This window comes from Brevibacterium ammoniilyticum, from assembly GCF_038429965.1.
In the GTDB taxonomy this organism is placed as follows: domain Bacteria; phylum Actinomycetota; class Actinomycetes; order Actinomycetales; family Brevibacteriaceae; genus Brevibacterium; species Brevibacterium ammoniilyticum.
Genome location: NZ_BAABNP010000017.1, coordinates 1 through 20,423, shown reverse-complemented (window position 1 = coordinate 20,423; position 20,423 = coordinate 1). Strand labels below are relative to the sequence as shown.

Genomic DNA, 20,423 nt, shown 5'->3' with positions numbered 1-20,423 from the left:
TGGGTCGGGCGACCGTGGGGGCCTCAGCCCTTGCGGTAGCCGTCCTCGATGGCCTGGCCGACCTCTTCGTCGATGCTCTTCCAGTAGGCGAACACGTTCGAGAGGACCGGTTCCTCGAGATCGGACTTGAGCATGTCGACGACCGTGTTGACGAGCTCCTGACGCTCCTCCTCGCTGAAGACCTCGCGCACGAGGGTGTGCGCTTGGCCGAAGTCGTCGTCATCCCTGTGTAGGGTGTAGGCCGTGCGGACGAGTTCGCCGTCGGCCTCCCACCCGTTGTCGACGACACCCTGCGTGTCCTGGAAGGCGCGACCGTACGAGTTCGGCGCGTACACGGGTGCAGCACCGGTGTGGTGGTACTGCATGTGCCCTTCCTTGTCGTAGTTGTTCGTCTTGACGACGGGGGCGTTGACCGGCAGCTGGTTGAAGTTCGTGCCGATGCGGTTGCGGTGCGCGTCGGGGTAGGAGAACACCCGGCCGAGCAGCATCTTGTCCGGCGAGACCCCCGTGCCGGGCACGGTGTTCGACGGGCTGAAGGCGGCCTGCTCGATCTGCGCGTAGTGGTTGATCGGGTTCTGGTTGAGCGTGAACCGACCGACCTCGATGCGCGGGTAGTCGTTCTTCGACCAGGTCTTGGTGAGGTCGAAGGGGTTGAACCGGTAGGTCTTCGCGTCCTCGAAGGGCATGACCTGGACGTGCAGCGTCCACGACGGGTAGTCGCCCTTCTTGATCGCGTCGAAGAGGTCGCGACGGTGGACGTCGGCATCCTCACCGGCGAGCTTCGCGGCTTCCTCGTTCGACATGTTCTCCACGCCCTGATCGGTGAGGAAGTGGTACTTGACCCAGAACTTCTCGCCGTCCTCGTTGACCCACATGTAGGTGTGCGAGGAGTAACCGTTCATGTTCCGCCATGTCTTCGGTAGACCGCGCGGTCCCATGAGGTAGGCGACCTGGTGGGCCGACTCGGGCGAGAGCGACCAGAAGTCCCACTGCATGTTCGGGCTGCGCAGACCCGAATCGGGCAGGCGCTTCTGCGAGTGGATGAAGTCGGGGAACTTCATCGGGTCGCGGACGAAGAACACCGGGGTGTTGTTGCCGACCATGTCGAAGTTGCCCTCTTCGGTGTAGAACTTCAGGGCGAAGCCGCGGACGTCGCGCCACGAGTCCGGCGATCCGAGCTCACCGGCGACGGTGGAGAAGCGGGCGAGCATCGGCGTGGTCTTCCCGGGCTGGAGGAACTTCGCCTTCGTGTACTTCGAGACGTCACCGGTGACGACGAACTCGCCGAACGCACCCGAGCCCTTCGCGTGCGGGCTGCGCTCGGGCACGCGCTCACGGTCGAAGCGGGCGATCTTCTCGACGAGGGCGACATCGTGGAGGAGGAGAGGGCCGTCGGGACCCACGCTCAGCGAGTGTGCGTCCGACTCCCGCTTCGCTCCCACCTCGGTGGTCGAGGGCTTCTTCGGATCGAACCACTGGTCGACCTGTTCTTCGGGCGTAGGCATATTCGTTCTCCATTCGCTTCGATGCTGAAGAGGAGTGACACGCGTATGACTGCAGGTCACACGGCAACCTCTGTTCCCACTTTAGGCATGTCGGGCCGTGACAGTAAAGGCCGGTGAACCTGCCGTTCTCACCAGGCAAGATGACTGCCGTGGTGCGGCAAGGGTGAGGGCATCTGCGGAGATTTGAGCAGAACGTGCATTGCCGGAAAGAAGCCTGTGGATCCGCCGGTGGGGCGGTGAGGCAATCCTGCCGGCGGAGGTGGTTCAGGCTCCCCCGCCGAGGCGGATCAGACCAGACCGCCGAGCAGGAGTCCGAGGCCGGCCGCAGTCGTGGCGAGCACGAGGGTGCCGAGCCCGCTCATCGCGCTCGCCCACCACGCGCGCTGTTCGAGGAGGCGGATGGTCTCGTAGCTCGCCGTCGAGAACGTCGTGTACCCGCCGAGGAAGCCCGTGCCGATGATGAGGAACCACTCCGTGGGCAGGAGGCTCCCTGCCGCCAGCCCGGTGAGGAATCCGAGCACCAGAGAACCCGAGACATTGATCGCGATCGTCCCCCACGGTGTCGCCCCACGGGTGCGTGACCTGATGAGCCCGTCGACGACCATCCGCGCCGCCGCGCCGATCCCGCCGGCCACGGCGATGCCTGCGAAGAGCAGCGGCGTCATCGGCGGTCACCGTCCCGTCGGCCCGTCCCGGCGGCGCCGGAATCGTGCGGATCCGATTCCACCGGAAGGACCGCCTCGGCGGGGGAGCCTGTCGCCTCCGTGCGGGTCTCCGCCGTACGAGTCGCGGGGGTGCGAGTCGCAGCGTGCGGGCCCTGGGCTCGCGTGATCGTGCCGAGGGCGATCCCCGCCCATGTCGCGAGCCCGCCGATGATGAGGGTCGCGAGCCCATAGCCGATGCCGATCCCGGTGGAGGCCGTGACCGCGGGGACCCCACCCGCCGACTCCGTTCCCGGCACCCCGCCGAGGAAGAGCGCCGCATCCGTGGCCAGCGCACTGTACGTCGTGAACCCGCCCATGAACCCGGTGCCGACGAGGAGACGCACCCGGCGTCGAGCGCTCTCATCCGGCCCGCGCCGGGCGAGGGCGGAGAGGAGGAGTCCGAGGAGGAACGCGCCGAGGAAGTTGATGCCGAAGATCGCCACCGGGATCCCCGCGAGGGAGGGAACGGTGAGACTGATCGCCTCCCTGGCTGCCGTCCCGAGCGTGCCGCCCGCAGTGACGAGGATGAGGGAGGACGCTCGCAGGTGGGTGGGGGCGGTGCTCATGGTCTCTCCTACCTTTCGGGCATGCTGGCGCCGGTCGAGGTAGGGACTGTTGTCGGAGCGGACTGCTCCGAGGTTGGGTACGGCGAGCCCCACCGCCGTGACGGATGCGCGTCTCTGTCATTGTGGCACATGCGTCGAAGCGGTGGGGCTCGCAGCGATCATCGTGGGGCGGGGTGTCGGCCGCCGATGTGGTCAGCCCTCGCGGATCGTCATCGAGGTGAGCTTGTCTCCCTTGGTGGTGAACCTGAACGAGGACCGCCCATTGGCGTAGTTCGACTTCCAATCGCCCACCACGGTGACGGAGTCGTCGTCGGCGCTGACTTCCTCAGGGGTGAGGACTCCCTGTGAGCCGATGAACTCCTTGTCGCTCCAGCCTTTGATCTCGTCACGGCCGGTGAAGGTGCGACCCCAGTCATCGACGAACGCGTCGTCGGTGAATGAGTCGAGGAAGCCTGCGTCGTCATGGGCGTTGACGGTGGCGATGAAGTCGGCGACGGGCTGGGGGATGGACTGGTCGGTCATGATTCCTCCTGGGTCGGCTGGTCTCAGCCAAGAGGCTGGAGTCCCAGCGGTGAAGGGGTGGGCGTCGGCTCAGCGGGTGCTGAAGCCGCCGTTGGGGAAGATCGTCTGGCCGGTGATCCACCAGCCGTCGGTGGTGAGGAAGCGGACGATCGGGGCGATGTCCTCGATCTTCGTCAGCTGGTCGCCCATTGCCTGCGACTTGAGGAACTCGACGCGCTCAGGCGTCTCCTGGCCGTAGAGGAACGGAGTGTCCATCGGACCGGGGGACAGGGTGACGACGGAGATGCCGCGCTCTGCATACTCCTTCGCAGCGGCCCTCGTGAAGTGCTCGACCGGGGCCTTGCCGCCGGCATACGTCGAGTACCCGTCGGTGAATGCCGCGAGCAGCGAGGTGGCCATCGTGACGATCTTCCCGTTGTCGGCGAGGTTCTTGCCCGCCTCCTTGATGAAGAAGTACGCGGCCTTGGCGTTGACGGCGAACATCTCGTCGAACTCCTCCTCCGTCGTCTCGACGATGGGCTTGCGGAGCACCTTGCCGACGGTGTTGAACGCGATGTCGATCGGGCCCAGCGCCGAGGCGGCATCGGCGAAGAGCTTCTCGACGTTCGCCGGCTGGGTGAGATCCCCGGTGAGGAGAACGCCCTTGACACCTGCGGCTTCGACCGCCGCCAGGGTTTCCTCGGCATCCGGACGGGAGGATTCGGAGTTGTAGTGGATCGCGACGTTGGCCCCCGCCTCGGCGACCTGCCGGGCGACGAGGCCGCCGAGGTTCTTGCCGCCGCCGGCGATGAGGACGTTCTTGCCTTCGAGGGTGTGAGTGGTCATGTCTGCTCCTGATCGGTCGTGACGATAGGGACTCTGCGGGCACTGCCGTGCGGTGGTCCCGCAGAGACGAGATGTAGCGTCGGTACATCTCGCTATACCGACAGTACACGATAATATAGCGATATGACAGAGGGATCTTCGCTCGATACACAGGCGGTCGATACACGCACCCGCCTCCTCAACGCCGCGGCCGACCTCATCGCCGCCGCGCCGGGAGAGGACTTCTCGCTGCGCGCCGTGTGCGACGCGGTCGGGGTGAAGATGCCGACGCTCTATCACTTCTTCGGCAGCAAGCAGGGACTCATCGACGCGGTCATCGAACGCGGATTCGACATGTACCTCGCTGAGAAGTCCGCGGCAGAGCCGAGCCACGACCCCATCCAGGCGCTGCGCCAGGGCTGGGACGCCCACGTCGCGTTCGGGCTCGAGAATCCCGGCTTCTACACACTCATGTACGGCAAGGTCCGGCCCGGCCATTCGCCCGACGCGCAGTCGAGGCCCGGCGAGATGCTTCGGGCAGTGACGAAGCGCGCCGAGGAGGAGGGGCGACTCGTCGTCGGCTACAAGGAGGCGGCCGCCCACATCATCGCGACGAACATCGGGGTGACGCTGCGCCAGATCATCCTCGGCGAAGCCGATCCCGACCTCTCAGCGCACGTGCGCGAAGGCGTGCTCGCAGCGATCACCGGGACCGGTCCCTCCGGCGCGGGCGACGAGGCCGATGCCCGCCTCGGGCGCGCGGTCATCGAACGCGCCGCCGCGAACCCGGAGATCCTCGGCGAGACGGAGACTCAGCTCCTCATCCAATGGATCGGTCGCCTCGGCGAGACGACAGGGTAGTCTGTTCCCACAGTGTCCCCGCTGCCGATCCGGACGCAGGGGCTCGCACCGAGACGCAGCGACGCGCCTCGCCTACCCATCAGCGAGGACCCGATGGCAGAGACCGACCTCACCGAGACCATCCCGTCCGCCCACCATCCTCGCTCTGTGCTTGTGCTCGGGGCCACCGGCTACATCGGCGGTCGCCTCGTGCCCCGCCTCCTCCAAGCCGGTCACTCGGTGAGCGTGGGCGTGCGCTCGCCGGACAAACTCAGCGCGGTGCCCTGGGCCGATGAGGTCACCGTCCACACCGTCGACCTCGACGACGGCACCGGTCTGAAGGCGGCGATGGAGGGCATCGACGACGTCTGCTACCTCGTCCACTCGATGAACTCCGGCCGCGACTTCGAACGACGCGAAGCGCAGGCGGCGACGAGACTCGTCGAGGCCACCGCTGCGGCCGGGGTCGGCCAGATCATCTACCTCGGCGGCCTTCACCCCGAGTCGGCGAAGCTGTCGATGCACATGCGCTCCCGGGCGAAGGTCGGGGAGATCTTCCTCGCCTCGAGCACCCCGGCGATCGTCTTCCAGGCCGGGATCATCATCGGCTCCGGGTCGGCGTCGTTCGAGATGATCAGGCACCTCGCCGACGCCCTGCGCTGGATGCCCGCCCCCGACTGGGTGGCCAACCGGGTCGAACCGCTGTCCGTCCGCGACGTCCTCTACTACCTCGTCGCCGCCTGCGACCTCCCGAAGCCGGTCAACCGCGCCTTCGACATCGGCTCCGGAGACGTCCTCACCTACGCCGAGGTGATGAAGGACTTCGCGCGCATCCGCGGTCTGCCCCCGCGCCACGTCATCGCCCTCCCGCTGCCGGCCCCGACCCTCTCGGGCATCTGGGTCGGGCTGGTCACTCCGCTGCCGTTCAAGCTCACGCTCCCACTCGTCCAGTCGCTGCAGGAGGACGCGGTGACCCGCAACGACGACATCGACGCCGTCATCCCACCACCGGCGTCGGGACTGCTCAGCTTCGACCAAGCGGTCCGGCTCGCCCTGCGCCGGGAGAAGGAAGGGGCGGTGGCGACGAACTGGGATGCCGATTCGGGGGAGCTCGAGCAGGCGGCGAAGCCGTTGCCCAACGACCCGCAGTGGGCAGGCAAGAAGGCGTTCGTCGACGACCGCCGGCGGCTGCTGCGCGACCTCGCCGTCGCCGACATCTGGCCGGTCATCGTCAGCATCGGCGGCCGCAACGGCTGGTACTCGTGGCCGCTGGCGTGGAAGATCCGCGGCCTCTGGGACAAGATCGTCGGCGGGGCCGGTCTCAACCGCGGACGCCGACTGCCCGATGCCCTGCGGGTCGGCGATCCCGTCGACTGGTGGCGGGTCGAGGAGATCGTCCCCGACCACAAGCTCCTCCTGCGCGCGGAGATGAAGGTCTCCGGAGACGCATGGCTCGAGTTCACCGTCGACCAGGTCGGCCCCGACTGCGAATACCGGCAACGGGCGATCTTCTTCCCCCGCGGCATCCGCGGCCGCCTCTACTGGGCGTTCGTCTCCCCCTTCCACCGGTTCATCTTCCCGGCCATGGCCCACAACATCGAACGGGCTGCTCGGCGCAACGAGAGGCGACGGCGATGAGTGAACGCTCCTCCCTCGAGACCTATTCGCGCACCGCCGAACGGGCCGCGAAGTCCGTCATCGACGGATACTCGACGTCGTTCGGCACAGCGACCGCGCTGCTGGGACCCTCCCACCGGTCCCACGTCCGCAACGTCTACGCCCTTGTCCGCGTCGCCGATGAGATCGTCGATGGGTTGCCGAGCAGTGCCGGGGTGGGGCCCGACGAGGTGGGGGAGATGTTCGAGGACTTCGTCGCCGAGACCTATCGGGCGCTCTCGCGCGGGGTGAGCACCAATCTCATCATCCACGCGTTCGCCCGGACGGCGCGGCAGACGGGGATCGGCAGCGACCTCATCGAACCGTTCTTCGCCGCCATGCGCTCCGATCTCGACGCCGAATCGCCTGCGGGACACCCGGCGGCACCCGGGGTGCGGTGCCTGAGTGCCGGGGAGCATGCGGACTACGTCTACGGATCCGCCGAGGTCGTCGGCCTCATGTGCCTGCGCATCTTCCTCCACGACAACCCCCGCGACGACGCCCAGCTGCCCACCCTCGAGTGCGGGGCCCGCCGCCTCGGCGCGGCCTTCCAGAACATCAACTTCCTCCGCGACCTCGCCGACGACCGTGACCGCCTCGGTCGCAGCTACCTCACCGAGGAAGCGCGCCTGAGCACGAGTGCGCGGGACGCCTGGATCCTCACCATCCGTGATCAGCTCGCCGATGCCGAGGCTGCGATCCCGCTCCTGCCCTACGACGCGAGGCTCGCCGTCGGCGCCGCCACCGCGCTCTTCGCCGCGCTCATCGACACCATCGCCGCCGCCCCCGTCGAGCGGCTCTACCGGGAGCGGATCCGCATCCCCGGCCACGTCAAGGCGCGTCTCCTCGCCCGCTCGACCCTGGGCACCCTGCGCGGCCGGAGTTCGTGATGGCGCAGGTGAGCGTCATCGGGGCGGGTGCCGCAGGACTCGCCACCGCCGCCCTGCTCGCCCGGGACGGTCACAGTGTCGACGTCTTCGAGAAGAACGCCGAGGTGGGCGGGCGCATCGGTCGGATCGTCCGGGACGGGTTCCGCTTCGACACGGGCCCGTCCTGGTATCTCATGCCCGAGGTCTACGATCATTTCTTCGCGCTCATGGGCACGAGCGCGGCGGTTGAGCTCGACCTCGTGCCCCTCGACCCCGCGTACACCGTGTTCACCGACCCGGAGGCGTCGACCGCGCCGAGCGTCACCGCCGAGGCGGCACCGGTGAGTGTTCCGCGGGGACGCGACCGGGTTGTCGCGGTCTTCGAGGGCCGCGAGTCGGGTGCCGGCAGGCGCCTGCAGGCCCATCTGCGCTCGGCCGCCCATGCGAAGGCGATGGCCGAGAGGCTCTTCCTCTACAACCCGTTCACCTCTCCGCTCTCCGTCCTCGACCGTGCGCTCCTGCCCTCGCTTCCGTCCCTGACCCGCCTGCTCACGGAGAGCCTGAGCAGACGAGCCGAGCGGACTGTGGCCGATCCGCGTCTACGGCAGATCCTCCAATACCCTGCCGTCTTCCTCGGCACCGACCCGCGCCGGGCACCGGCGATCTACCACCTCATGAGCGCCCTCGACCTCGACGAGGGGGTGGACTACCCGATGGGCGGTTTCCGCACGGTCGTCAATGCTCTCACCCGTCTCGCCGAACGCGCCGGGGCCCGCATCCACACCTCGGCGGAGGTCATGGCGATCGAGACCGAGGCCACAGGTCGCAGGCGACCGCGGGTGACCGGGGTGAGCTGGACAGATGCCCGATCAGGTGCCCGGCGCACGGGGGCCGATATCGTCGTCTCCGCCGCCGATCTCCACCACACGCAGACCCGGCTGCTCCCGCCCGCTCTCCGCGGTGGCTCGGAGGGCCGGTGGTCACGGATGGTCAGCGGCCCCGGGGCGGTGCTCGTCCTCCTCGGCGTCACCGGCGACCTTCCGCAGCTGCCCCACCATTCCCTCTTCTTCACCCCGGACTGGACGGAGAACTTCGACGCGATCTTCGGCCCGCGCCCGCGGGTGCCCCACCCGGCGTCGCTCTACGTCTGCCGCCCCAGCGCCACGGACCCGACCGTGGCACCGCCGGGATGCGAGAACCTCTTCGTCCTTGTCCCCGTCCCCGCCGATGCCGGGCTCGGGGGCGGTGGTCCCGAAGGCAGCGGCGATCCCCTCATCGAACGCGCCGCCGATCGGGCGATCGCGCAGATCGCGGAGTGGGCGGACATCCCCGACCTCGCCGAGCGCATCGTCGTCCGCCACACGATCGGTCCGACCGACTTCGCGCGCGACTACAACTCGTGGCTTGGCGGCATGCTCGGGCCCGCGCACACTCTGCGCCAGTCCGCGATGTTCCGGACGCAGAACGTCTCCCGCACCGTCGACGGCCTCTACTTCGCCGGTGCGACCACGGCGCCGGGGGTGGGCGTGCCGATGTGCCTCATCAGCGCCGAGGTGGTCCTCAAGCACAGCCGCGGCGACTCGAGTCCGGGCCCGCTTCCGGTCGGGGACGGCGTCTAGGGGTGCCTGCCCGCGCGGCCCTGTCTGGGCGGTGTGGGCTGCCAGTGCCGCCGCACGTGCCGCCTGAGCACCGTGCCGCCTCTGCGGCGTGCCATCTCCCGCCGTGCCGTGGTGTCCCATCGTGCCGTAGTTTCCCGCCGTGGCGCCTGAGCGCGGTGCTGTCTGAACGCCGCGCCAGGGCGTCCTGCCGGGCCGTCTCTGCGCCGTGCCGCATCCGCCGCGCCGTGGTCTCCCGCCATCTCAGCCGCGCGTCGTCGTCCGCCGCATTCGCCCGAGCAGACCGCGCCGGAGCAGGCCGCGCGGCGGCGGTGACCACAGGTCGGTGCCCGCGACCCGCCACCGGGCGAGCAGAGCGTTCGCGGCGAGCGCACCGGTCGTCGCCGCGCGCTCCATGAGGGCGACGGGCGCATCGCAGCGCACCCAGTCCCCGGCGAGGACGAGTCCGGGCAGCGGGGTCTCGACGCCAGGGCGCTCGTGCCACGGGCGCGGGTCGGTGAGTCCGCAGTCGTCACGGATGAGCAGCTGCGACTCGCGGGCGGTCAGTCGCGACGTCTCCGGCCAGACGGTGTGGAGGTCGGCGAGCAGCCGGTCGGCGATCTCCTTCTCGAACACCGTCCCTGGAGACACCGCTCCCTGGGACGCCCCACCCTGGGGCATCGCGGTCTCCGGCACCGAGGTCTCCGACACTCCGGCCTCCTGCACCGCGGTCTTCTGCAGTGCAGTCTTCGGCAGTGCGTAGGCGTGGAGTTCGACGACGGACCCTCCGTGCTCGCGCACCCAGTCGGCGGCGCCGGCCTCGAAGCGGTCGACGACGGAGACGTTGTCAAGGAGGTCGAAGCCGCTCGTCCCGAGGAAGGCGGGACGGTCGGGGTCGACGGGTCCGTCGAACCAGAGCCTGAGCACCGCGAACGGGGGCGCGTTGCGGGCGGCGGCGACCCGGCTCAGCCACGCGACCTCCGACGGCGACTCCGGGCGCAGCGTGGCGGCGAGGCTGCGGGCCGAGGCCGGATCGGCGGCGAGGACGACGGCATCGGAATCGACCTCCCCGCTGTCCGTCGTCACCGTCCACCTTCTCGGGCCACGTCTGAGCGCAGTCGCCGTGCGGTCGGTCTCGATGCGCACGCCGAGGTCGGTGAGATGGTCCCCGAGGGGTGCCCACAGCGCGGTGTCGTAGTCGTCGGTGGGGACGTCGAAGAGGAGGCCTTCGGAGGAGCCGGCGAAGTACGTGTGGAACATGGCGACGAGTTCGCCGGCGGAGAAGTCATCGGGGTCGGCGAAGAACGACCGGGCGAACACCTCGAGTGCGAGATGCCGGGCCTCCGCTGGGAAGCGCAGGCGGTCGAGGAAGGCCGCCGCTGATTCGCCGTCGTACCGGGCGAAGGAGTCGGGGAAGTCGACGTCGATGAGTTCGAACGCCGCCGCGGTGTCGATCTCGGTCAGTCCCGACAGTGGGAACGTCGGGCTCGAGAGGACGAACCCGGCGAGGTTGAACGGCGGCGTCGTCGGGATCGCGGCGAACGAATCGGTGGCCCCGCCTCGGCGGGTGAGGGGATAGTCCGCGAGCGGACGCAGACGGGAGAGGTCAGGATCGGCACGGCGGAGCAGGTCGCGGAGGTTGTAGTACTGCCGGAAGAACGCGTGGAACCCGCGACTCATCGTCCGCCCGCCGGGCAGCGGCCATGCACTCACCCGCCCGCCGAGGCGGGGGCCCGATTCGACGAGCACGACGTCGACTCCGCGTTCGGCGAGGACGGTGGCGGCGTTGAGTCCCGCGATCCCGCCGCCGATGACGGTCACGCTCTTCGGCCGCAGCGGCCGCGACCTGCCGGGGGCGGCCGGGAGCCGGACGGCATGCCGGTCGGCGGGGCGGAAACGGCCCTCGGTGCCGGCACCGGAACCGGTGCGGGTCCGGGCGGTCATCCGTCCGCCTCGGTGGGGGAGTCCGCCTCGGCGGGGGTGCGCCGGTTGAGGTTCCACTGCCAGAGCATGAGGACCGCGGTGATCATTGCGAAGCCGAAACCGAAGTCCTCGATGGGGATGTCGAAGGGGACGCGGATGCCAGAGAACATGTCCGGGTTGTAGACGACGATGGGGTCGCGCAGCTTCGTCAGCCAGCCGTCGACGAGGCATTGGAAGAAGAGGCAGATCGCCAGCGCGGCCCAGTACTGGGCGCGTCGGAAGATGCCGCTGCGGAAGACGAAGAGTTCGAGGGCGATGACGAGGACCATGCCGGCGACCGTCATGACGGTGTATTCGGGGATCATCGCTCCTTCCTCCTCGTCAGCCGCGCCCACCAGTGCGGGGCGCGGGCAAGCACCGTGCCGACGGCCTCGTAGCTGAGCAGGGCGCAGATGGGGATGACGACGAAGAACACGAGCTCTTCGAGCGGCAGGGCACCGAATTCGATTCCCGTGACGAACTCCGGGTTGTAGGACCAGTGCTCGCGGGCGATCGCGATGAGGTCCCAGACCGCGAAGACGATGACGACGGGGATGAGGGCGGCGAGCAGGAGCCTCCACCGGCGATAGACCCGCGCGGCGAACGCGAACTCGAGGGGCAGGGTGATGAGCACACAGGCCGCCATGAGCGCGAGGTACTCCCACTGGCCGAACATTAGCGCCGCCGCGGACGGGACGGGACGGTGAAGCCGAGGTCGAGACCGCGCAGTCGGGCCCCGGCGATGACGGAGTCGTGACCGACAACCGGGGTTGTGAGGAGGGTGGGTTCGCACGCCAGGAGGCGGTGGAGGAGAGCGTCGGCGACGACGAGCGCCACGGGCTGTCCCGGGCAGCGGTGGGCCCCGTCGCTGAAGCTCAGTCCCGCGGGAAGCGCTGTCCGCGGGCGGCCGGGGACGCGACCGCGCTCGGTCGGGGCCGGACAGACCGCCTCGGCGGCCGTCCCGAACGCGGACGGATCGACGTTGGCGGCTGTGACGTCGATGTCGACGAGGTCGCCGGCGGGGATCGTCGTCGCCTGTCCGTCGATGTCGACGGTGAGATCGTCGGTGACGCGCCGGTAGAGGTGGCCGACGATGGGGTCGAGGCGGATGACCTCCTCGAGCATCGCCAGCCGGGCGTCCCGGGCGGCGCCGAGGTAGTCATGGCGGAGCTCATCGTCCCTGAGCAGCCGCCACGCGGCGAAGGAGATGAACTCACGAGTGGTGACCATGCCCGCGGTGCCGTAGGTGACGCATTCGACGAGGATGTCCGCGGTGCCGGCACCGGTGGCGAGGAGGTGGGAGATGATGTCGTCGCGAGGGCTGCGCCGGTGGTCGCGGATGGCGGGCAGCACGTCGCAGACGTGGAAGGCGGTGAGCGGGAGGAGCCCGTTGACGGCGGCCTGCAGCCATTGGCGGTTGGTCCGCCCCCAGTTCGGGGCGGCGAGGTCGACCGGGGGCTGCCGGAAGAACGCCGTGAGCCGCGAGGCGAGGGCCGGGACCGGGGACGCGGTGAGGCCGACGATCCCGGCGGTGACTCCAACGGTGTAGAGCAGAACGGCGTCGTCGAGGCGGCAGCGTCCGGTGACGACGGCCTCATCGACGATCGCCTGGGCCTGCGCCTCGATGTCTGCCGCGTACCGTTCGTCGACGACAGACGGGGCGAAGAAGCGGGCGAGGGCACGCCGCTGCTCATCATGCGCGGGGCCGTCGGAGATGAGGATCGGGTGGCGGCGGAACCATCCGCGGGGGATCCGCTCCGCGGTGAAGCCGGCCTGGACCGTGGAGCGGCGGGCTCGGAGGACCTCTCGGGCCGCCGCAAACGAGCGGATCCGGTGGTAACCCGGGGCAGGTTCGGCGCGCGCGGAGTCGGGTCCTCTCACGGCCGCAGGCTCTCGAAGACGCCGGCGGCGAACTGATCGACCATCCACGGGCTGAAGACGAACGGTGTCGCACTCAGCGCCGCACGGACCTCAGCGATCGGAGTCCAGGACCATTCGGCCACCTCGGCGGGGGAGGGGTCCAGCGGCGAGGCGATCCGGGCGACGTAGACCGGGCACACCTCGTTCTCGACGATGCCGCCGGCATCGACGGCACGGTAGCGGAAGTCGGGGGCGATGACCGTCACGGCGCTCACGGTCGTGCCGAGCTCCTGGTCAGCCCGCCGGACGAGGGCGTCCTCGATGTCCTCCCCGGGTGCCGGATGACCGCAGAAGCTGTTCGTCCACACGCCCGGCCACGCCGCCTTCGTCAGGGCGCGGCGGGTGAGGAGGATGCGGTCCTCGTCGTCGATGAGATAGCAGGAGAACGCGGAGTGCAGCGGGGTGTCGGCGGTGTGGACCTCGGACTTGGGCATCGACCCGATGGGGCGGGCGGCCTCGTCGAGGAGGACGACGCGTTCGACGGCAGTGTCAGCGGTGTCGGGAGTGGTCATCGATCATCAGCTCCTTCGAACACCGGACGGTCTGCCCCATGCTACCGGTGCGAGGGCCCTATCGGGGTGGGGCCGTGGGTCTTATCGGGGCGGGGTCGCGGTCGGAACGAGGGTTGCATCGGGGTGGGGCCGCGGACGGAACGGGGGCCGTATCGGGGCGGGGCCGCGGACGGAACGGGGGCGATGTCATGACCAGCAAGTAGACTGTGGAGGTAATGATCCCCTTCTTTCACTTGAGGTGAAACACTCATGCCAGCAATCGTTGTCGTCGGCGCTCAGTGGGGCGACGAAGGTAAAGGGAAGACCACCGACATCCTCGGCACCAGCGTCGACTACGTCGTCAAGCCCAACGGCGGGAACAACGCTGGTCACACGGTTGTCGTCGGCGGTGAGAAGTACGAGCTCAAGCTCCTTCCCGCGGGGATCCTCTCGCCCAACGTCACCCCCGTCATCGGCAACGGCGTCGTCGTCAACCTCGAAGCGCTCTTCGAGGAGATCGACGCCCTCGAATCGCGCGGCGCCGACACCTCGAAGCTGCGGATCTCGGCGAACGCGCACCTCGTCGCGCCCTACCACCAAACGCTGGACAAGGTGACCGAGCGCTTCCTCGGCAAGCGCGCGATCGGGACGACCGGGCGCGGCATCGGGCCGGCGTACATGGACAAGATCGGGCGCCTGGGCATCCGCGTCCAGGACATCTTCGACGAGTCGATCCTGCGCCAGAAGATCGAGGGCTCGCTCCACCAGAAGAACGAACTCCTCGTCAAGGTCTACAACCGTCGCGCGGTGAGCGTCGAGGAGGTCGTCGACTACTTCCTGCCCTACGTCGAGCGGCTGCGCCCCTACGTCGCCGAGACCGAGCTCATGCTCAACGACGCCCTCGACCGGGGAGACGTCGTCGTCATGGAGGGCGGTCAGGCGACGATGCTCGACGTCGACCACGGCACGTACCCGTTCGTCACGTCCTCCAACCCGACCGCTGGCGGTTCGTGCGTGGGATCCGGGATCGGCCCGACGCGGATCAACCGCGTCGTCGGCATCGTCAAGGCCTACACGACCCGCGTGGGCGCCGGACCCTTCCCGACCGAGCTCTTCGACGAGATGGGCGAATACCTGCAGAAGGCCGGCGGCGAGTTCGGCGTCAACACCGGACGACCGCGCCGCTGCGGCTGGTACGACTCGGTCATCGCTCGGTACTCCGCACGAGTCAACGGCTTCACCGACTACGTCCTCACGAAGCTCGACGTCCTCACCGGCATCGAGCAGATCCCCGTCGCCGTGGCCTACGACGTCGACGGTGAGCGCTTCGACGAGATGCCGATGACGCAGACCGACTTCCACCACGCGACGCCGATCTTCGAGTACTTCGACGGCTGGACCGAGGACATCTCCGGCGCCCGGACCTTCGAGGATCTGCCCGAGAACGCACAGAAGTACGTTCTCGCCCTCGAGGAGCTCTCCGGCTGCCGGATCTCCGTCATCGGCGTCGGTCCCGACCGCGAGCAGTCGATCGTCCGCCACGACCTGCTCGACTGACGAGCGGGTGGCCGTCGCGGGCCAGGGCTCGGCTGGGCACGGGCCCGGCTTGGCCTGGGCACGGGCCCGGCTTGGCCTGGGCGCGACGGCTCGAGTCGCTGTGCCGCTGAGCTGCGGCTCGGGTCGCTGAACTTCGCCGTCGTTCCACGCGCAGCTCGACGGCTGGGTGCCGATCCACGCGCAGCCGGATTTCCGCGTCGCGGGCGACTCGGAATTCGAGCCTCGCGTTGATCGAGCGCGCGGCGGTTCGTGGGAGGCGCGGATTTCGAGTTTCGCGTGGATCGAGACCATACAGCCGTTCCGGCAACCTGACGCGCTGGCCTCGTCGGGTGGAGGCGCAGCGCCTGCTCATCGACGATGAAGCCCCATGGTGCTAACCCCACGCGCCAAAGAGGTCTGCCAGCTGGAACACGGCCAAGCCGGTGACGACGAGGCAGATGAGCCACCCGAGGATGTTCGCGACCACGCCGTTGCGGTAGCGACCCATCAGCCGGCGATTGTTCATCACGATCATGAGGAAGGCGGCGATGATCGGCAGGAGCAGCCCATTCGCCGCCTGAGCGAGGATGATGATCTGCACCGGGTTGATGCCGGTCACGGCGAAGATCCCGCCGATGACGAGCACGCTGATCCAGATTATGCGGGCAGGCTTCGCCTTGAGGTCGGTGCTCAGCCCGAGGGTGCCGCTGATCGCATAGGCGGCGCCGAGCGGACCGGCGACCGCCGACGTGAAACCGGCTGCGAACAGGCCGGTGGCGAAGACCCACGGGGCGGCGGAGCCCAGAAGAGGTTCGAGCGCCTGGGTCATGTCCTCTGCGGTCTCGGCGGTCATCCCCTTGACGTACATGCCGCCGAATGCCGTGGCCATCACGGCGAGCGTGATGACTCCACCGACGGAGATCGAGAGAACGGTGTCTCGACGGGACTCCTTGAGAGATTCTTCGACGTCGCCCTTACCCCATTTCTCCTGCACGAGGCTGGACTGAAGGAACAAGTTGTAGGGGACGACCGTCGTGCCGATGAGCGCGATGGCGACGAGAAGACTGCCCGAGGGGATTGTCGGTACGAACAGCCCCTTGAGCATCTCGCTGATCGGGGGCTGCACCACGACTACGGTCACCACGAAGATCAGGCCGAGGATGACGACGAGGACGGTGAGCACGACTTCGATGGCCTTGTAGCTGCCCGTCCACAGAAGCGCCCCGATGAAGGCGATGACGACGATGACGATGATCCTCTGGTCGATGCCGGTGACGGTCGACAGGGCCAGAGCCGTTCCGGTCGTGTCCCCGCCGGCATAGCTCGCCCCGCCGATGCCGATGGCGGCGACGACAAGAACGACCATCGCCATGCGCGCAATCCGGGACGCGAAGACCGTGCGGAGCGCCTCGCCAAGGCTGAGGCGGGTGGCGATTCCCAATCGGCCGCTCATCTCCTGGAGGATGATCGTCGCGATGATCGAGAAGAGCACCGTCCATGCGAGTGCGAATCCGTACGATGCGCCGGTGACGACCGAGGTGGTGATCGTTCCGGGGCCGATGAACGACGCGGCGATGATGAGGCCAGGGCCGAAGCGCAGTCGCCGCGATCGGCTGGTATCTCTCTCGGCCCTCGGGAGTGGGCGGCTGGCATCGGTCTCGTTCAACGCGTTCTCCTTCGAAAGGCGTCCAATTACCCGAAAGCCTATAGATGGTTCAACCATCTGACAATAGGAGAAGTTGATCCTTCCGCAGAGAAAGGGGATCCTTCCTGTTCAGTGTCGAGTGAAGAGTTGCACTTTCTGAAGTTTGGTTGAACTCTGCTATCTTCGTCGTATGGCAACGAGTGCAGACAATGAAAGCGCCTCGAGGATGGTGCGCACGCGCCTTCGCGACCAGATCCTGCGGGGAGAGCTGCCACCCGGTACGCGGTTGAGGGATCGGGTGCTGTCTGCGGAGCACGAAGTGTCGAGGAACAGCGTTCGAGAGGCCCTGCGTCTGCTCGTCAGCGATGGGCTCGTCACGCTCACTGTGAATTCCGGAGCTGCCGTGCGCGTGCTCACCACGGAGGACGTCGCCGACATCTACGCCGCTCGTCGACTCCTCGAGTTCGGCGGAATCCGTGCCAGCAGCCGCGCCAGTGACGCAGAGCTGGCCGAGATCGACGTGGCAGCCGACACGGGGATTCGACAGCGAGCGCAGAAGAGGTGGCAGCAGACGGGAACTGCCAGCCTGGAGTTCCATGCCGCAGTCGTTGCGTTGGCAGGTTCCGAGCGGGTCAACCACTTCTTCGCGGCCCTCGCTGCTCAGCTTCGTCTGGCATTCGCGATCATGCCCGACGAGGCCGAGTTCCAGGCCTTGTGGGTGGACCGTGACAGGGTGATCGCCGATCTTCTGCTGGCAGGGCGACGAGACGCGGCCGAAGCCGAACTGATGGCCTACCTCGCCGATTCGGAGGCGGCGATCGTCGATGCCGTTCGCGGCGCGGCGATTGCGCGGCCCTGATGGCTCTGCCCTTCGACGACTGCCGACCAAGATGCCCGAGATTTCGAGAGGAAACATGATGACGAACAACCCACGACTGACCGAAGCCGCCTACCAAGGCGACGCCCTCGAGGTCGACCGGGATTTCTACGGCCGCCTCGGCGAACTCACCGATGCTCGGACCGTCGTCTCCGAGCTCACCGTAGAGATCCGCTCGGGTGAGGCGTGGGAGATCCCCGCGGGACACATCTGCCGGATCTCCTCAGTCGAGGGGCCCCAGGTCGGGGACCTCAATCTGTGGAATAGGAACGACCCCCGGGAACGCTTCTGGGCGTCGCGGACTCGTCAGCTCCAGGCCGCCCACGTCTCGACGTTCGACCGGCTGTGGTCGACCCTGCCGTTCCTCCGTCCGATGGCCACCATCGTCGGCGATACCCTCGCAGACTATGGCGAGGACAGCGAAGGCGGGCGCCTGCACGATACCTTGGGTACCCGGTGTGACCCGTACGTATCCCAGATGCTCAACGGCGTCGACTTCGACTACCACTGCCACTCGAACCTCGTGCGTGCGATCCTCCCGTTCGGGCTGACCGAATTCGACGTCCACGATGTGCTCAACGTGTTCCAGTGCACCGGCCTGAATGACGACGATGAGTACTTTATGAAAACCTGCCCGGCGCAGCCCGGTGACTACTTCGAGTTCTTCGCCGAGCAGGACCTGCTCGCGGCACTCTCCGCATGCCCGGGCGGCGACCTGTCGCAGCCGATGTTCGGTGAGGACGGCGACGATACCGCGGAGAACTGCCACCCGCTCAAGGTCACGGTCTATGCGGTCTCGGACGACCTCCTCGAGGGCTGGACCGAACCGCAGTCGCCGCGATACCGCGGTGCGCACGGCCTCAGTTCTCAGCCCTGGAGCTGAGCAGCCGGCGGTTCGCGTGATTCCTGCGCTCACTCCGCGCCGGTTGGCGGAGTGAGAGTGGTCCGACGCGAGAGTTATTGTTTCGGCTCGGTTGGACCCTGCAATCGGAGTGCATGTCTCAGATTGAGTATTATCAATTGTGTTCGGATCAGCGGCGATGTTAGCGTCCGGAAATATGTACCCGATGACGTCCGCGAAGACGCGGACACGACTTTCGACTCGGCTCACCTCGCTGGCACGACGGTGGGTGGCAGTCATATCCGCTTCGGTCCTTGTCGGGGCTACCTCCGCCTGCATGCCCGAAGTCGACAGGAATGAAGGCTTTCCGCCGCCTCGTGTCACCGCAATAGCGGCCGGCTCGCCTGGTGGTGGTCTCGATCTGACTGCTCGGATCACCAAGGACGGGCTTGAGGCCGCAGGCGTGGAAAGTTTCGTCTCTATTGAGAACATGGGTGGTGGAGGAGGCAACCCGGCTCGCGCTGCTGTTCTCAAGCGGGAGAACGACGGTACAACGGTTGTTTTCGAATCGAACCGCGTGCTCCTCTCAAACATCACGGGCACTACTGACATGTCGATTGATGACTTCACTCCGATCGCGCAACTCACCACCGATTACGAAGTCTGGATGGTCAAAACGGGTTCGCGGTTCGATTCGGCGAAGTCAGTGCTCGACCAGCTCAAACGGGATCCTTCCGCGGTCACCTTCGGTATCGGGACCGTCCCGAGCGACGACCAACTCAACGTCCTGCGCCCGGCTTCTGATTACGGCGTCGAGAACTTGAACTCGCTGAAGATGATTGCCTTTTCGGATGGAGGTGACCTCAACAATGAACTCCTCGGTGGGCGAATCGATGTGGCTTCGACCGGCATATCAGAAGCAGTGGAACTCGTGGAGAGCGGTGACGTCGAGATCATCGCGGTGTCAGCCCCCGAGACGATTTCCAGCGGACCGGGAGCAGGCGTGCCTACGTGGCAGGACTTGGGAATGGACATCACCATAAATCACTGGCGCGGGGTGTTTGGCCCTGCGGGAATGCCTGAGGAAGCCGTCGCGTGGTGGAGGGAAGCTTTGGAGGCAAGCGTGGCCTCTGACGAATTCACCTCACAAGCCGAAGCGCTTGGAATCAATCCTGCGTATATGGCAGGCGATGAATGGCTCGAGACAGTGATCCGACCGGAGGAGGCAGAGTCGCGTGAGGTGCTCGAAGAGGTAGGACTTGCCAAATGACTTCAACGACCGACAAAGACACAGGGTCTGAAGAACAAAGCGCTGCCGCTGATGTGAACGCCCGAGCCTCCTGGTCTAAGGCCCTGGCTGCAGTCGTTCTAGTGGGGATTGCGATCTTCTATTTCGTCAGCGCAATGCTTCTGCCCAGTTCCGAGACGGATGAGGTCGTCGGCCCGAAGATCTTTCCCGTAGTTGTCTCCGTAGTCCTGTTGTGTACGACGGCGTTGGGAGTCGTCTCAATGATTCGAGGGAGGGCGGACGTCAGAGCGGTCTCGGCGCGCGAGCTTATTCGAGTACTCATCTGTGTCGTGCTTTTCGGGCTTTTCACAGCATCCATCTTCCTCATCGGATTTGCCGAAGCCGCGGCTGTGTTCTCAGTGCTCGTCATCATGCTCGTCTTCGGAATCCGACTTGCTCCACTCCGCGCGGTTTTCGTGCTGCTCATCGGCCTGGTCATCGGACTGGTGCTGTTCCTCATCTTCGATGTATGGCTCAATGTGCTGCTTCCCGTTGGATGGATTGAGTTTCTGCTCTTCGGAGGTCTGGGGCTATGAACTCCTGGAACGAACTGTTGTCGGCGTTGGGGAATATCACAACGTCACCGACATTGTTGGCCGTCATCCTGGCAGGAGTTCTGCTGGGAACAATCGCTGGGTTGCTTCCCGGGCTGGGCCCTTCCACGGCAATCGCCCTGCTTCTGCCAGTCGCAATCACCGTGCCGGCTGAACTATCTCTGCCTGGGCTGTGTCAAGTTTCGTAGACGATCTCTTTGTGGATCAGGCGGCGATCGCGGCCTGAAGGGTGTAGTCGGCGCGCGCTT

Annotated in this window: 21 protein-coding genes; 10 read left to right on the top strand and 11 right to left on the bottom strand. The window is 67.2% G+C overall.

Going from position 1 to position 20,423, the window contains the following annotated elements:
• Positions 1-23 precede the first annotated feature (23 nt).
• The 5 genes from AAHA49_RS15625 to AAHA49_RS15605 all read right to left on the bottom strand — a co-directional run bounded on the left by AAHA49_RS15625 (position 24) and on the right by AAHA49_RS15605 (position 4,122).
• Positions 24-1,505: a catalase gene (locus tag AAHA49_RS15625; protein WP_342038931.1), complete on the bottom strand. Its 1,482-nt coding sequence runs from the start codon at positions 1,503-1,505 to the stop codon at positions 24-26.
• A 287-nt stretch (positions 1,506-1,792) separates the two neighbouring features.
• Positions 1,793-2,170: a fluoride efflux transporter CrcB gene (crcB, locus tag AAHA49_RS15620; protein ID WP_095375057.1), complete on the bottom strand. Its 378-nt coding sequence runs from the start codon at positions 2,168-2,170 to the stop codon at positions 1,793-1,795.
• Positions 2,167-2,775: a fluoride efflux transporter FluC gene (locus tag AAHA49_RS15615; protein ID WP_095375056.1), complete on the bottom strand. Its 609-nt coding sequence runs from the start codon at positions 2,773-2,775 to the stop codon at positions 2,167-2,169. Before AAHA49_RS15615 ends, crcB begins: the two co-directional genes overlap by 4 nt.
• A 192-nt stretch (positions 2,776-2,967) precedes the next feature.
• Entirely contained in the window at positions 2,968-3,297 is a 330-nt protein-coding gene (locus AAHA49_RS15610; RefSeq protein WP_063248929.1) for a nuclear transport factor 2 family protein, read from the bottom strand.
• Between the two features lie 69 nt (positions 3,298-3,366).
• On the bottom strand, positions 3,367-4,122 hold the full coding sequence (locus tag AAHA49_RS15605) for an SDR family oxidoreductase (protein WP_342038930.1): 756 nt from the start codon (positions 4,120-4,122) through the stop codon (positions 3,367-3,369).
• A 123-nt stretch (positions 4,123-4,245) separates the two neighbouring features.
• Between AAHA49_RS15605 and AAHA49_RS15600 the strand changes: the two genes are divergently transcribed.
• From AAHA49_RS15600 to crtI, 4 genes are all read left to right on the top strand, one after another.
• A complete protein-coding gene (locus AAHA49_RS15600; RefSeq protein WP_095375055.1) occupies positions 4,246-4,962 on the top strand; it encodes a TetR/AcrR family transcriptional regulator in 717 nt (238 codons plus the stop codon).
• Positions 4,963-5,055: 93 nt separating this feature from the next.
• The gene (locus AAHA49_RS15595) at positions 5,056-6,579 is read left to right on the top strand and encodes an SDR family oxidoreductase (RefSeq protein ID WP_259820667.1); all 1,524 of its coding nucleotides are present in this window, start codon (positions 5,056-5,058) and stop codon (positions 6,577-6,579) included.
• A complete protein-coding gene (locus AAHA49_RS15590; protein WP_190247217.1) occupies positions 6,576-7,487 on the top strand; it encodes a phytoene/squalene synthase family protein in 912 nt (303 codons plus the stop codon). The genes AAHA49_RS15595 and AAHA49_RS15590 overlap by 4 nt, the downstream gene beginning before the upstream one ends.
• Positions 7,487-9,085, top strand: a complete 1,599-nt coding sequence (gene crtI, locus AAHA49_RS15585) for a phytoene desaturase family protein (RefSeq protein WP_259820664.1) — start codon at positions 7,487-7,489, stop codon at positions 9,083-9,085. Before AAHA49_RS15590 ends, crtI begins: the two co-directional genes overlap by 1 nt.
• Before the next feature lie 240 nt (positions 9,086-9,325).
• On the opposite strand, the gene AAHA49_RS15580 is transcribed toward crtI, so the two are convergent.
• From AAHA49_RS15580 to idi, 5 genes are read right to left on the bottom strand one after another with little or no spacing between them, the layout of a single operon-like run.
• The gene (locus tag AAHA49_RS15580; RefSeq protein WP_342038929.1) at positions 9,326-11,005 is read right to left on the bottom strand and encodes an FAD-dependent oxidoreductase; all 1,680 of its coding nucleotides are present in this window, start codon (positions 11,003-11,005) and stop codon (positions 9,326-9,328) included.
• Positions 11,002-11,349, bottom strand: a complete 348-nt coding sequence (locus AAHA49_RS15575) for a lycopene cyclase domain-containing protein (protein WP_342038928.1) — start codon at positions 11,347-11,349, stop codon at positions 11,002-11,004. The genes AAHA49_RS15580 and AAHA49_RS15575 overlap by 4 nt, the downstream gene beginning before the upstream one ends.
• Complete coding sequence (locus tag AAHA49_RS15570) at positions 11,346-11,699, bottom strand: lycopene cyclase domain-containing protein (RefSeq protein WP_140955243.1); 354 nt, start codon at positions 11,697-11,699, stop codon at positions 11,346-11,348. The genes AAHA49_RS15575 and AAHA49_RS15570 overlap by 4 nt, the downstream gene beginning before the upstream one ends.
• Positions 11,699-12,904: a cytochrome P450 gene (locus tag AAHA49_RS15565; RefSeq protein ID WP_342038927.1), complete on the bottom strand. Its 1,206-nt coding sequence runs from the start codon at positions 12,902-12,904 to the stop codon at positions 11,699-11,701. Before AAHA49_RS15565 ends, AAHA49_RS15570 begins: the two co-directional genes overlap by 1 nt.
• Entirely contained in the window at positions 12,901-13,455 is a 555-nt protein-coding gene (idi, locus tag AAHA49_RS15560) for an isopentenyl-diphosphate Delta-isomerase (protein ID WP_095375048.1), read from the bottom strand. Before idi ends, AAHA49_RS15565 begins: the two co-directional genes overlap by 4 nt.
• 249 nt (positions 13,456-13,704) lie before the next feature.
• On the opposite strand from idi, the gene AAHA49_RS15555 reads away from it, so the two are divergent.
• The gene (locus AAHA49_RS15555) at positions 13,705-14,991 is read left to right on the top strand and encodes an adenylosuccinate synthase (RefSeq protein WP_009380296.1); all 1,287 of its coding nucleotides are present in this window, start codon (positions 13,705-13,707) and stop codon (positions 14,989-14,991) included.
• Between the two features lie 373 nt (positions 14,992-15,364).
• Here the strand turns inward: AAHA49_RS15555 and AAHA49_RS15550 are convergent, their stop codons facing one another.
• Complete coding sequence (locus AAHA49_RS15550; RefSeq protein WP_342038926.1) at positions 15,365-16,636, bottom strand: Nramp family divalent metal transporter; 1,272 nt, start codon at positions 16,634-16,636, stop codon at positions 15,365-15,367.
• Positions 16,637-16,805: 169 nt separating this feature from the next.
• On the opposite strand from AAHA49_RS15550, the gene AAHA49_RS15545 reads away from it, so the two are divergent.
• From AAHA49_RS15545 to AAHA49_RS17890, 5 genes are all read left to right on the top strand, one after another.
• The gene (locus AAHA49_RS15545) at positions 16,806-17,474 is read left to right on the top strand and encodes a GntR family transcriptional regulator (protein ID WP_342038925.1); all 669 of its coding nucleotides are present in this window, start codon (positions 16,806-16,808) and stop codon (positions 17,472-17,474) included.
• A 58-nt stretch (positions 17,475-17,532) separates the two neighbouring features.
• Positions 17,533-18,375: an urea carboxylase-associated family protein gene (locus AAHA49_RS15540; protein WP_342038924.1), complete on the top strand. Its 843-nt coding sequence runs from the start codon at positions 17,533-17,535 to the stop codon at positions 18,373-18,375.
• A gap of 295 nt (positions 18,376-18,670) precedes the next feature.
• Entirely contained in the window at positions 18,671-19,603 is a 933-nt protein-coding gene (locus AAHA49_RS15535) for a Bug family tripartite tricarboxylate transporter substrate binding protein (protein WP_342038923.1), read from the top strand.
• Entirely contained in the window at positions 19,600-20,157 is a 558-nt protein-coding gene (locus AAHA49_RS15530) for a tripartite tricarboxylate transporter TctB family protein (protein ID WP_342038922.1), read from the top strand. The genes AAHA49_RS15535 and AAHA49_RS15530 overlap by 4 nt, the downstream gene beginning before the upstream one ends.
• The gene (locus AAHA49_RS17890) at positions 20,154-20,363 is read left to right on the top strand and encodes a tripartite tricarboxylate transporter permease (RefSeq protein WP_425286528.1); all 210 of its coding nucleotides are present in this window, start codon (positions 20,154-20,156) and stop codon (positions 20,361-20,363) included. The genes AAHA49_RS15530 and AAHA49_RS17890 overlap by 4 nt, the downstream gene beginning before the upstream one ends.
• Positions 20,364-20,423 lie beyond the last annotated feature (60 nt).